Annotated in this window: 9 protein-coding genes; 2 read left to right on the top strand and 7 right to left on the bottom strand. The window is 32.3% G+C overall.

All coding sequences use genetic code 11. The features are described from left to right. Positions 1-13: 13 nt before the first annotated feature. Together AQ1685_RS03870 and AQ1685_RS03865 are read right to left on the bottom strand one after the other, a co-directional pair. Positions 14-3,244: a TAT-variant-translocated molybdopterin oxidoreductase gene (locus AQ1685_RS03870; protein ID WP_095069634.1), complete on the bottom strand. Its 3,231-nt coding sequence runs from the start codon at positions 3,242-3,244 to the stop codon at positions 14-16. Positions 3,245-3,313: 69 nt separating this feature from the next. Then, on the bottom strand, positions 3,314-4,615 hold the full coding sequence (locus tag AQ1685_RS03865; RefSeq protein WP_095069633.1) for a c-type cytochrome: 1,302 nt from the start codon (positions 4,613-4,615) through the stop codon (positions 3,314-3,316). A 208-nt stretch (positions 4,616-4,823) separates the two neighbouring features. Between AQ1685_RS03865 and AQ1685_RS03860 the strand changes: the two genes are divergently transcribed. Beyond that, positions 4,824-5,186 (top strand): SPOR domain-containing protein, encoded by a 363-nt coding sequence (locus AQ1685_RS03860; RefSeq protein WP_095069631.1) that lies wholly within the window; start codon positions 4,824-4,826, stop codon positions 5,184-5,186. A gap of 48 nt (positions 5,187-5,234) precedes the next feature. On the opposite strand, the gene AQ1685_RS03855 is transcribed toward AQ1685_RS03860, so the two are convergent. Genes AQ1685_RS03855 through AQ1685_RS03840 form a run of 4 tightly spaced genes read right to left on the bottom strand, consistent with a single transcriptional unit; the run spans position 5,235 to position 10,478 of the window. After that, on the bottom strand, positions 5,235-5,834 hold the full coding sequence (locus tag AQ1685_RS03855) for a TetR/AcrR family transcriptional regulator (protein ID WP_095069629.1): 600 nt from the start codon (positions 5,832-5,834) through the stop codon (positions 5,235-5,237). A gap of 3 nt (positions 5,835-5,837) precedes the next feature. Then, entirely contained in the window at positions 5,838-7,046 is a 1,209-nt protein-coding gene (locus AQ1685_RS03850; RefSeq protein ID WP_095069627.1) for an NADH:flavin oxidoreductase/NADH oxidase family protein, read from the bottom strand. 6 nt (positions 7,047-7,052) lie between these two features. After that, complete coding sequence (locus AQ1685_RS03845) at positions 7,053-8,645, bottom strand: GMC oxidoreductase (RefSeq protein WP_095069625.1); 1,593 nt, start codon at positions 8,643-8,645, stop codon at positions 7,053-7,055. 3 nt (positions 8,646-8,648) lie between these two features. Then, the gene (locus AQ1685_RS03840) at positions 8,649-10,478 is read right to left on the bottom strand and encodes a fatty acid desaturase (RefSeq protein WP_095069623.1); all 1,830 of its coding nucleotides are present in this window, start codon (positions 10,476-10,478) and stop codon (positions 8,649-8,651) included. 332 nt (positions 10,479-10,810) lie between these two features. Here AQ1685_RS03840 and AQ1685_RS03835 point away from each other — a divergent pair, with 332 nt between their 5' ends. Then, the gene (locus tag AQ1685_RS03835) at positions 10,811-11,212 is read left to right on the top strand and encodes a hypothetical protein (RefSeq protein WP_095069621.1); all 402 of its coding nucleotides are present in this window, start codon (positions 10,811-10,813) and stop codon (positions 11,210-11,212) included. Positions 11,213-11,218: 6 nt separating this feature from the next. Here the strand turns inward: AQ1685_RS03835 and AQ1685_RS03830 are convergent, their stop codons facing one another. Next, complete coding sequence (locus AQ1685_RS03830) at positions 11,219-13,648, bottom strand: TonB-dependent receptor (protein ID WP_157730080.1); 2,430 nt, start codon at positions 13,646-13,648, stop codon at positions 11,219-11,221. Positions 13,649-13,670: the final 22 nt, after the last annotated feature.

Here is a 13,670-nt window from a genome sequence, read left to right as displayed (position 1 = left end):
CTTATATTAATTGTTAAGCTTCGTTTGTATTTCTTACTTTCACTTGATACACTACGTTTGGTTTTGTACCAATGTAATCTAACACGTAGAAAGCTCTTCTATCTTCTTTTAATTTACTTACTGTATCCTCAGAGTTGTTTAAATCTCCGAAAGTCATTGCTCCTGTAGAACAAGCTTGAGAACATGCAGTTTGGAATTCATCCTTCTTCACTGCTCTTCCTTCTCTTTTCGCTTTTAAAATAGTAGCTTGAGTCATTTGGATACACATAGAACACTTCTCCATAACCCCACGAGAACGAACAGTAACATCTGGATTTAACACCATTTTACCGTAACCATTATTCATGTTGAAGTCGAATTCTTGATTATCTGCATAGTTAAACCAGTTGAAACGACGTACACGGTAAGGACAGTTATTTGCACAATAACGTGTTCCTACACAACGATTGTAAGCCATTTGGTTTTGACCTTGGCGACCGTGTGAAGTTGCCGCAACAGGACAAACTGTTTCACAAGGTGCGTGATTACAGTGCTGACACATCATTGGTTGGAAAGTAACCTGTGGATTATCAGCTGGATTCTCTAAAGCATCAAATAAATCACCTTTACTTAATCCTAATACCTCTGTAGCATATCTTCTTTCTAGCTCTTGATCTGCAAATTTATGGAATTCAGTTTCTGCATTCTTTTTTGCTTCATCTGCATTATTTCCAAGTGCTGTATATTTTTCTACTAATTTAGCTTTGAATTCTGCTTTGAATTCATCAATAGTAGCATCATTTTGTACCTTAGAAGAGTAATAACGATCAATACGTAACCAGTGCATATCTCTACCTACACGTACTTCATCTTTACCTACAACTGGAACGTTATTTTCTGCATGACAAGCAACAACACAAGCTCCACAACCTGTACATGAAGATAAGTCGATAGATAAGTTAAAGTGATGACCTAAACTTCTATCATGCTCATCCCATAAGTCAACTTTTCTAGCACTACCTTCTATCTCTTGGTGATCATAAGACACCATGAAAGGCTTATTCCAAGTATGTTTTGGATCTAGAGACCTGTCATTAACATCCTTTAAAGATGCTTCTCTTAAAATATCATGACGACCAGCTAAAGTATTTTGAACCTGTAAGCAAGCAAACTTATGCCATCCTCCTAAATTCTTAATTGCTACACCTAACTGAACGTTATTTCTATCTTTATATAATGGGTAAGCATTTACCCCAACTTGCATTTCTTCTTTTAAGTTTTGAGTTCTACCATAACCTAAAGCTAAACCAACAGAACCCTGCGCTTGGCCTGGTTGAATGATTACCGGAACTTTTAATGTTTGACCTCCTAAAGTAATTTCAGCAAAGTTACCATCAATAGCACCATTATCTTTAACAGGATTTTCAAAACCTAATGTTTTTGCATCTGCTGGAGAAACTGTTAAATAGTTATCCCAAGATGCACGTGTGATTGGATCTGGAAATTCTTGTAACCAAGGGTTGTTTGCTTGATTACCGTCTCCTAAAGCAACAGATGTATATAAATTTAACTCGAATTCTGATCCTTTTACTTTAGCTATAGTTCTAGCAGCTTCAGCAACGGACAATCCTTTAGTTTCCTCATCTCCTTCTTCTGTTGTAACTTCTTCATTAGCTACTACAGCTTCAGCAACTGGTGATGGGGCAATAAAAATACCATCGTGTAATGCTTGATTCCAAGAAGCTCCATTAAGTATATTTGTACTCCAGAACTCTTTTAATGTATCGTAATAATTTTTAGTTGCTCCAGACCACTTTAATAATACATCTTGTACTTGACGTGAGCTAAATATAGGAGCAATTGTTGGTTGCATTAAACTATATTTACCTTCAGTAGCCATTACATCACCCCAACTCTCTAAATTATGTGGAGCTGGTAATGTATATTGGGTAGTTACAGCAGTTTCATCATTTTGAGTAGATAACGCAACAGAGAAACCTAATTTTTTAACCGCATCTCCGAAACCAGCAATTGAATAAGCTGGATTTACATTATAAGTAATTAAACCTTTAGCCTTACCTGAAGTAATATCTTGTACTAATGCAGCAACTTTTGCATCGCTACCTTGACGTAATAAGTTTACATTTTCTGTATCGATAACTATACTTCCTAAAGCTTTATTAATAGCTAAAGCAATAGTCTGTGCATTTACATCATTGATACCAGCAAGAACCACAGCCTTTTTTCCTGCTTTCTTTAAATCTTTAGCTAACTTTTTAACTTGAGCATCAATTGGTGTTGCTTGTGTTGGCAAGCTAGCACCTGTAATTGCATTGTATAAAGTTACTAAAGCATGCATTTGTGCAGATGGTTTAGCAACTAATCGCTTATCTGCATTTGCACCAGCTAAAGACATATTTGCTTCAATCTGCACGTGGTAAGACATCTTACCTGAATCTACATTTCTTCCTTCTATGTATGATTTCTCATATCCACCTTGCCAATCTCCTAAGAAATCTGCACCAAAAGAAGCAATAACTTCTGCCTTACTTAAATCGTAATTTGGTAAAGCACGTTTACCGTACATTGCTTCAAAAGCATCTGCAGTTGCACTTTCTGAAACTGCATCATACACTACGTGTTTTACATTAGGATATTTAGCGATAAAATCCGAAATAACTTTTTCAGTTGAAGGACTCGCTAAAGTTCCTGTCATTAAATATACTAATCCGTTAGAAGCTTTTAAACTTTCTAACTTAGCTATAATTTCTTTGTCTGCGTCTGCCCAAGAAATTTGAGTTTCACCTTTTCTTGGTGCTTTAACTCTTAATTTCTCATCATATAAAGATAATACAGATGCTTGAACTCTCGCTGTAGTAGTTCCTCCTACCTCTTTGTTAGGCATGATTTGTATAGGACGACCTTCACGAGTTTTAACTAATACGTTGGCAAAATCGAAACCATCTGAAATCGTTGTCGCATACCAATCTGCTACACCAACAATAATGTCGTTAGGTTGAATTACATAAGGAATCGATTGTCTAACTGGACCTTCACATGCTGCTAAAGAAGCTGCTGCTGTTGTGAAACCTACATATTTCAAGAAATCTCTACGAGAAGTTGATGAATTTTCAAGAGTTTCTTGATCTCCTAAAAACTCGTCTGTAGGAAGCTCTTGAACAAACTCTTTACCACGTAACGTTTCAACAACTGAACTATCTTTTAGTTCTTCAACACTTTGCCAGTATTTTTTGTTTGAAGCCATTTATTTGTTTTTATTGAATGATTGAAAGCTTTTACACTCTCAATTATAGAATTCTTAATTAATTATTTTTTAGTAATGACACTTACCACATTCTTTACCACCTAGCTGAGCGATAGTAACTTTATCTACCCCATACTTCTTAGCTAATTCCGCGTGGATTTTAGCATAGTATTCATTACCCTTCAAGTTCACATTAGTTTCCTTGTGACAATCGATACACCATCCCATAGTTAATGGAGAGTGTTGATATAGCTCTTCCATTTCTTCTACTGGACCGTGACATTTTTGACATTTAACACCTGCAACTGTTACGTGTTGTGAGTGATTAAAATATGCAAAGTCTGGTAAGTTATGAATTCTAACCCAATCGATAGGCTTTTCTTCACCAGTATATTCTAATTTTTCAGGATCCCAACCTACGTGTTCATAGATTTTTGCGATCTCTTTATCTAATTCTGCTTTACCTACAACTCTACCACCATCTTCTAATACTACTTTTGTTCCTTCTGCAACTTCAGCAATATTTTTGTGACAGTTCATACAGATATTTAAAGAAGGAATACCAGAGTGCTTACTATGCTTTGCAGCAGAGTGACAATATTGACATTCTATTTTATTGTCTCCTGCGTGAATTTTGTGTGAAAATAAAATTGGTTGCACTGGTTGATAACCTTGGTCAACACCAACTTTAAATAAAGTTCCGAAACCTACGTAAGCAGCTATTAGCGCTCCAAAGATTACAAACAACACATGTAAAAATGTATTTTTCTTAACTCCTTCCCACAATTCTGCAGCTTGCCCCATTAAACCAGGAGTTTTAGGCGCACCTTTTAATTCACTAACCGTTTTAAGTAAACTCGCTATAATTAAAAAAGCAACAATGATAGCCGCTGCTAAAATCCACAACACCCATGTCGGAGATGATGCTTGAGTTGGCACTGGAACATCATCAGTTCCACCAGGACTACCCGTAGGTTTTATTTCACCAACAGTAGTATAATATAAAATATTATCAATTTGCTCATCTGTTAACTGAGGAAAAGCTGTCATATTTGCCTGTCCCCACTCTTCATAAAGAGCAATTGCATCAGCATCTCCAGAAGCTCTTAAAGCAGCATTGTTACGGATCCATTTCTTCAACCATGCATTCTCTCTTCTACTCTCAACTCCAGCTAAAGCAGGACCAGTTGATTTTTTATTTAACTTGTGACAAGAAGCACAATTTGCATTAAATAACTTTCTACCTGCTTTTTGTCGATCCATATCGACATCTTGAGCATTTATAGAAAAGCTTACTAAAAAAACGAATAAGAAAGTAAGGCTGTTAAGAAGTACTCGACTAAGTTTACTGTGATAATTCACACTTTTCATACTATAAAAATTTCGTATCTATTTGTATAACGTTTACACTTGACGTAAAAACTACCATGTGTTTAAACTCCGACAAAATTACTACATATCTATAAAATGTGAAATGTTAAGAGATTCCTAATTGGTAATTTATATCGATTCTAAATAAATAATTTTGACAATCTATTCGATCACAAGTCGTTACTTTTGTAAAAACTATAAACAGAATATGATAAACGGAAAAATTTTTGCTTTTGTAATGTTTTTAACATTAGGTCTTTACATTGGAAATTCACAATCTAATTACACTAATGACCAAAGTATTAATTCACTGTTAGCCAAAAAGAGAAAATATAACAAAAAGCACGGTAGTGGTTATAGAATTCAGTTGTATAACGGTAGTGAACAAAGAGCTAAAAATATAAAACACAACTTTATGATGAAGTTTTCTGAATTTGGTAAACCGAAGATGAGTTACGAATTACCAGAATGGAAAGTAAAAGTTGGTCGTTTTAACACCAAATTAGAAGCTGATCGTGCTTTGAATAAAATTAAAGAAAAGTTTTCAGGAGCCATTGTTATCCCTTATTAAAAACTTCGATTATAATAAAAAAGGATCAAACGGTGTTTGATCCTTTTTTTATTTTGTTAAAGCTTTAATTCTCAACTGTAAATATTGAGAAACAATATCTTTTAAACTTAAATTTTCATCTTTAAAACGCTCATGATCTGTCATTATATTCATAATAAAAGCGTTATCCATGGCTAACAAAAAAGTGATATTAAAATTCGTAAAAACACCTGTTTTCATTCCTTCCTCATAAATTAAAGAAAAAGTAATTAAAACTTTATCGGTAATACTTTTAATTTCAGTCCAAATTTGCGGGAAATTAGTTTGAATTTCATCTAAAAAATGAATTGAAATACCTTCTACTGCATCGCTTATTTTTAACAGAATGGATTCATATAAAACGACTAAATCTGCTTCATTAGGTAACTCATCAAAAACTACTTCTTGAATATCATTCAAAATCATAGCTACCATAGTTTGATATATCTCTTCTTTAGTCTTAAAATAGGTATAAATTGTACTTTTACTTTTTTGAATAAGAGCTGCTAAATCATCTAAAGTTAATTTATTAAGTTTTTCATATTGCACTTTGTAAAACAGCTCTTTTACCCAAACTTCTGCTTTTTTCGACAACTGTTTTCTTTCTCTATCTATTGCTTTTCTACCCATAACTTAAAACCAACCTTTTACCATTTCATTCTTAGTTAATCTTAGTACGGCAAGATATGGATTATAGTTTGGCTTTAATGATTTTCCTTTCGCTAATTGATGTATTTGATAATCATAAAAACCAGCTTCAGCAAAATCTTTCATCTTCTTAATTTTAAACTCAAAAGTAGCATCACTTACTCTATAGTTTTCATCCTCTAGAAATGCCTTTGGAAAGTTTAGATCTGTGATAAACGGACGTGCAAACCCGATCATTTCTAATTCTTTATTCGCTAAAACATCATTACAGAACTTTTGAGATCGAAATCCGCCTGTAACCATTATTGGTAGTGTTGTTTCTGATTTGATCTTTTTTGCAAAATCAAGAAAATACGCTTCTCTTTTTCGAGTAGATTCACGTTCGTATCGTTCTGTTAGAAAGACAATATTTTCATAAGTTCCGCCAGATATTTCAAGTAAATCAATCTTTAAATGCTCTAACTTTTTAATTACAAACATTGCGTCTTCTTCGTTAAATCCACCTCGTTGAAAATCGGCGCTATTCAATTTAACTGATATGGGAAAATCAGCTCCTAAAATTTGACGAACTCGTTTAACTATGTCGAAAAGTAATCTGGCTCTGTTTTCAATATGACCACCATAATCGTCTTGTCTTTTATTTGTTTTTGGAGATAAAAACTGACTCAATAAATATCCATGAGCAGCATGAATTTGTACTCCTGTAAAACCTGCTTTTTTTGCTAAAACAGCAGTGTTTACAAAACGGTTTTCAACGTCTTTAATTTCATCTAAAGACATTGCTTTAGGTTTAGCAAACAGCATTAATTTTTTAAGCTGAATCGCAGATGGAGCTATCGGTTTAAAAGTTGAAAAGATAGACGATTGACGACCTGCATGATTAATTTGAGCCCAAAACTGTGTATTATTTTGCGTTGCTATTTTTGTTACTTCTTGTAAAGCTGCAATACCACTTTCATCTTCTAAAACAATATTTGCTGAAGCTTCTTTGTAACGTTTATCTACCAAAATATTTCCTGAAATTAATAATCCTGCTCCATTAGAAGACCAATGTTGATATAAATCAGCAATCGCTTTAGTAGCGTGTTGTTTCTTATTTGCTAAACGCTCGGTCATTGCTGCTTTTGCAATTCTGTTTTTAATTATAACTCCACAAGGAAGTTCAAATTCTTCTAAAATCGGTTTTGGTTTCAATACTATTTATTTTGTTGGTTGAGTTTCAATTTTATTTGGAATTTTAGACATAGCTAATTCTGAAATAGCTGTAATCGACAACGAAGGATTTACTCCAGGATTTGCAGAAATCATCGATCCATCACATACAAACATATTCTCGTAACCAAAGACTTTATTGTTTTTATCAATAACTCCTTCTTCTTTAGTTTCTCCCATTACAGCTCCACCCAAAATATGAGCTGTAGTTGGAGTTCCTAATAATACATCAGCAAAATTCGAAAATGGAATCGCTTTTACTTTCTGACCTAATATTTTTGCCAGTTTAGATGCTTCAGGAATAAAACCACTTGGTGCTTCGTTAGATTCTTTTTCAGTTTTCAACTGTGTTACTTTTCCTAACTTTAACCGTAATGTGCTATCTAAAGTTTGCATAAAAAGTAATACTGTTGTTCGTTTGCTATAGGCTTTTGTAAATATTGTTTGAAATAATTGAACCGGTGATTTAAACAACACACCAAAAACTCCTAAAATTCGAACTATTGCATATTTATGTTGCACTGAAGGAATTGTTAGTGTTCTAAAAAACCCAGAACCTTTGCCATAACGAACAGGTTCAAGATGACTATTTTTATCGATATGTAGGATCGAACCTATTGCTATTCCTTTTGAATAATCTTTTGATTTCTTCTCTGTTGATGTTAGTAATAGTAACGACTCATTATTTGTTCTAATATTTCCACCAACCATTTCAGATAAATTGGGTAATGATTTTTTTTGTTTCAATTTTAACAATAAAGGCACTGTCCCTAAAACTCCTCCAGAAAATACAACTCCGTTTGCTTCAACTTTCTTTGTTTTAGAAAATATCGATGTACTTTTTTTGAAATGAATTTCATATCCAGATTTTCCATTCACATTATTTTTAGGCAACACATCTAACACTTCATGTTCCGCTATAATTTCTACGCCTAGCTTTTGAGCAAAATAGAGATAGTTTTTATCCAACGTATTTTTAGCATTGAATCGACAACCTGTCATACAAGCTCCACAATAATTACACGCGGCTCGATCTGGACCTTCGCCATTAAAATATGGATCTTTTACTTTTTCTCCAGGTTTGCCAAAATGAACTGCAACTTTAGTCGTTGAGAAATGTTTTTCTCTATCTAAATCTTTCGACAAATCTTTGATTAAATGATCAGCTGCACCGAAGTAAGGATTCTCTTCAGCACCTAACATTCGATACGCTTCTTTATAATGCGGAGCTAGTTCTGTTTCCCAATCTTTAAGTCCATTCCAACTTCCTGAGGTAAAGAACTCTTTTTTAGGAATAGGCAACGTATTAGCATACGTTAAAGAACCTCCACCAACTCCAACTCCAGAAAGTATACTCACATGATTCAAGTATGTCATTTTAAAAAAACCAAACAATCTTAAACGAGGTTCCCAAAGCCACTTTTTTAGATTCCAGTTTGTTTTCGGGAAATCTTTTGGCTTAAACCATTTTCCTTTTTCGATTACCAAAACAGAATATCCTTTTTGAGCTAATCGTAAGGCACTCACCGAACCGCCAAAACCACTTCCAATGATTACATAATCGTATTTATCTTTCGTCATATGTTATGAGTTGAGTTTAATATCTGATTTAGGTTTACACATACATGTTAGTATAAAACCTTCATTCTTTTCGTTTTCTAACAATACAGATTGTTCCTCCGTTTTCCAAGCTACTTTTCCTTTCTTTAACTCACACTTACAAGTTCCACACTGTCCCATACTACATGCATAAGGAATTGCAACTTTATTTCTTTTTGCGCCTTCTAAAATTGTTTCAGATTCGTAAACTGAAAAGTGCTTGTTATTTATTGACACCTTGTAAGAATTCCCAAAAGGTTTAGCTTCTTGATATGAGAATTCTTCAATAATGATATGATCAGAAGTAACTCCTTTTTTATACAAAACCTCTTTTGAAGCTTCCATCATTGGAGTTGGTCCACAGATATAATAATTTGCTTTTTCGAAATGACTCAATAATTCAGTTTGATAAGCATTGGTTAACAAATCATAAGTCAATTTCAATGAAAATTGATTTGGATACTTATTTTGAAGATCAATTAATTCTTTATGGAACATGATATCTTTTTCTGATTTGCATCCATAAATCAAACTCACATTAGTTATTCCATCTTGAAGTATTTTTTGGAGTATTGAAATAATTGGTGTTATTCCACTTCCGCCAGCAATAAAGACATGATGCTCTACATCTATTTCATCTTTGAATTTAAAAGTTCCAAAAGGACCCGCAACATTCACATATTTACCTTCCGATACATGATCTAATATCCTGTTAGATAATTTTCCTCCGGAAACACGTTTCACTCCAATTTTTAGTTCCCTTAAATTAGGATTGGAACAAATCGAATAACATCGGCTCACTTTTTCTCCATCAACTAACATTGAAATGACCACATATTGTCCTGCGTTAAATTGATATGGAATGTTTCCTAAATTTTTGAATTGTATTTCTGCGCTATCGTGAGTTAATTTTCGAACTTGAGCTACTTCTAAAGAATATCTCCATGTTTTACCTTCTAGTACATCTGTATACGTATTCTTAGAATTCAAAACTTTTAATTCGTTCACTCCAAAACCTTCAATTGGAGATTTTTCATTTCTCAACTCTTGCTCTACTAATTGATATTTTTTCTTGTATAAATAAAAAGGAACTCGAGGATACAAATGATGTATTAAATGATAACTCTGGAAAAATGATAAAAATTCCAAACCAGGAATAGTTACTATTCTTGTGTTATGATATTTATCCATATTATGATGTGGATAATGAGGAAGCCAATCGAAAGTAAAACCTAAAATAGGCGCAGCAACCAAAGCTGGTAATAAGAATACCATTATAAATTCATACCAAAAATTAAATGTAGAGACTCCAATTGTGATAATTGGTATTAGTGAAATAAAAATTAACGTTTGGTTTCTAGTTTTTCTTATAGCTTCATTCTTCTTACTCTCAACTCCCAGAGAAACTACGTAATAATGTCCGATTAAAGTCAAACATTTAAAAAATATGGTCAGCATATTTTTTCCTCTAACATAACCATCTGGATCTTCTTCTGAATCGTTTGTATGCGCATGATGTTTCAGGTGAATTATTTTAAAAGCGCTAAATGGAAAAAAAAGAAAACTAGCAGAAATCCAACCTACACACTTTTCTAAAATGATGAATTTTGAATTTCCTCTTGAAATATTTCCATGACTAGCTTCGTGAACTACAGTAAACATACTGTAAGCTAAAAAAGCACCAATTATAACCGTTAAACTTTCATTTATAATTCTAGTATCGAATAAATAATATAAAAGTAAGTAAGAAACTGATAATCCTAAAAACAATAAAACTGTTGGATATGCTATTTGAGTTTTGCGTTTCGAATTCATAAATCGAACTATTTTTTCAAATATAGTTCGATTTTTTAATAAAATCAAATGTTTGCTAACATACTGGTTATAAATCGATTTAATTATTGTTCATTCTTAACAATGAAACTCATCAAGATTTGATTGTTGCAGAAAATTATGTAGTTTTATCTAATTATTAACTATTTATGTTTTGATTAAATACAAAACGTAAGTGTTCAGTATATAAAAGTAATGTTGTGAATCCCCATTCATTAATTACTACATTAACTATAAATAATAGTTCTAAAAATTGACTAAAGATCCGATGAAGGATCTCAATTTAGGTAACTATAGTAAACCAAAATTAATTAATGAAAGCATTTCGAAATTTAATTTCAATAACCATCTATTTGTTCTTTACTGTAGGAATTTTAGCTATTAGTAGAGTTGTTGTTGAAGAAATTAAAACTGGAAATGCTTGTCCGAAAGTACAACAAATTCCTGTATGCTATGTTATGTTATCTTGTTTTGTAACTGCATTAACAGTACACATTTTAAACAAGAAACATTATCTATATTTTATCACCATAGGATTTGCTTTTTTGGCTGCTACACTGGCCTCAATTATGCATATAAAAGGCGAGTTTGTATGTCCTAAAACTATTATACGTGGGACACCTAAGTGTTATTACGCTGTTGGCCTATTATTTAGTTTACTATCATTGAAAGCAATTCATATTAGAGACATTGAAAAAGATTTTATTAAAAAATAAGGTCTTTTACTTTTTATTAACTGGAGCATTATCGTGATAAAACTTAGCATACTTAAGTGAGAAATAATCTTCTATCTCTTTTTCAGATTTCTTATTCATGATCATAGAGAAAACTTTATCTAAATACTTCTCTTTAAACTCTTTTAACAATCCTTTATCATTTATAACATCTTCATAAGTTAAACTTACTAATTGCTCTTGCATCCAGGTGTGTGCTTTGTATTTCTTTTCTCTTGCTAAAAGATCTTTCTCATCACTTTCGAGTACAAAATTCCCCATTTGTTTTTCTGCATTCACTAAGTTTCTTAACCTAATATAATCTTGTTTTACTCTTTCATCTAGAGCGACAGCTTGTGTATATAACTTTTGTAAACTCTTAAAAGCAATATCATGATAAGTATCAGAAAAATCTTTGTATTTGTATAATAGGTCTAGATAATTTATAGCTGTTTTCTTATACTTTTTATTACTTCCATTTTCATGCTCTTTCATATCTATAGCCAACAGTTCTAAATCATTTAAAACTTGCTTTAATCCTTTGACTGTTTTAAATTCTTCTTGTTCAACTAAAGTTTTAATCTCTCTGGTAATATTTTCATGTTTCCCTTCAAAAGTATGTTTCCTGTATGAAAACTTAAACACTTTCTCTTTTTTGATTTTTGGTGTTTTAACTTTTTTCTCTCTAGGTGTTCGATTGAATTCTATTTTAGGTTTAGAAACATCGAACGCATAGCTGTAATTAAACGTTAAGGTAAGCTCGCTTAAATCTGAAACGTTCGTCGTATTTCTAAATAGTTGAATTGCGTTTAAACTAATATTATGTTTTTTTGCTAAAACTGTTCCTGCACTTGCTCTAAAGTTTAAAACTCCTGTTTTAATCTCTTTGTTTATACTGTTATTGTAAGCGGCTCCTAAAGTTGTATTCAGTTTATTTTTGAAAAATAGTTTATTTAAATTCAACGAAGTTCCCCAAGCATTACTGTTATCTCTTCCGATGTCATTATAGCTATAATTGACCGAAGAAGAAACTGTTAGAGAATTCTGAGGAAAGCCGATTGTATATACTGCATTTCCATTATGAAAATTGTTTGCTTGTCCAACTCTAATTATTCCGTTTTCTTCATTTGCAGATGAAGCCAGTGAATAATTTAAATTTACCGTTTGAGTACTATTCTTCTTTTTAGAAAGCACCCAATTTAAATTTGCATTTGCGTTTTGCGATAACTGTCTATAATTTAAAGCTTCCTGTTCTTCATCTGTAAGATCGTTATCGTTTATATCATCGAATTGATTTAAGTTTTGATTTGTAAAAGATGTAAAGTTAGAATACATTCCTGTTAAAGTAATGGCATCTGTGACTTGATAAGTCGCATTAACACTTCCTACAGTTCTTCCTAAAGATTGAGTTTTTTGATTGTTTAAGTTATCTCTTTGATACCCTAAATTGAATGAAATATTTACTTTATTGTTAAATAAAGTTCTAGCTAAGTTTAGTGTAATATTTTCGAAATCGTTATTAAAATAATAGGCTCCTAGAGTTTCATAATTCGGATCAATTCTTTCATATCCTAACCCGACTTTCATTGCTCCTAAGTTTAAATCTATTCCAGCGCGTAAAGCGTTATAAAATTCAGTTGATGTTCTATTATTGAAAAATAAACCTGCTAAATTATTTGGTGAAATAGTACTTTTATCAGCTCTTAAATCTTGAGTAATAGCTGTAGATGCGTATTCTGCTCTTATAATATATTTTCTTGCTATTGTAGTTTCTCCGCTTAAACTAATTACCAAATTTTCTTTAGGCCTTATATTTCTTTCCTCTGGAATTGGTAAAATTGAGTTTATATTGTCTTTTGCATAGAAACCAATAAGTCCTAATTTATAACGAGGTTTTTCCCATGATAACTTAGCTCCATATCCTACTCTTTTATATGCTGGTAAGGTTTGTTCATTTCCGTCATCTTCTGTAGCTCTTAATAATCTTCCATACATCGCGCTAAATTTTAGCGGAAAATTAGGTGTTAATTCTACACCTCCACCTGTAAATTGATGTCCGCTTAACGTATATGGAGAAAAATTCATCGTTACATCACCAATATGAGCTTGAATCCATTTGTAACGAGGATGTAAACTTAATCGGTTAAAATTGAAAGGAAGTTGATAATCAAAGTTTTCTCCTTGATTTGAATAACTGTAAGTAAAAGGTACATTGAATGTTAACCAGTTCAAATTAATAGTACCTTGCACAAAATACGTAAATGGTATTCTTGCATTTCTCGTGTTTGAATTATAGTAAATCGCATTCGCATTGATATTACCATTCACCTTTAATTTTGTTGACTTTGTTATTCCTTCAATATCTAAGTTTTGTGCATCAACTCTCTGCGCAAATACAAACAATATAAAGACAACTATACTACTAACTACTCTTTTCACCTTCTTTCCTTTAAATGCAATT

Source organism: Tenacibaculum jejuense, from assembly GCF_900198195.1.
Classification (GTDB): Bacteria; Bacteroidota; Bacteroidia; order Flavobacteriales; family Flavobacteriaceae; genus Polaribacter; species Polaribacter jejuensis.
Note: the sequence above shows the minus strand (reverse complement) of the source record. Positions and strands in the feature narration are given on the sequence as shown.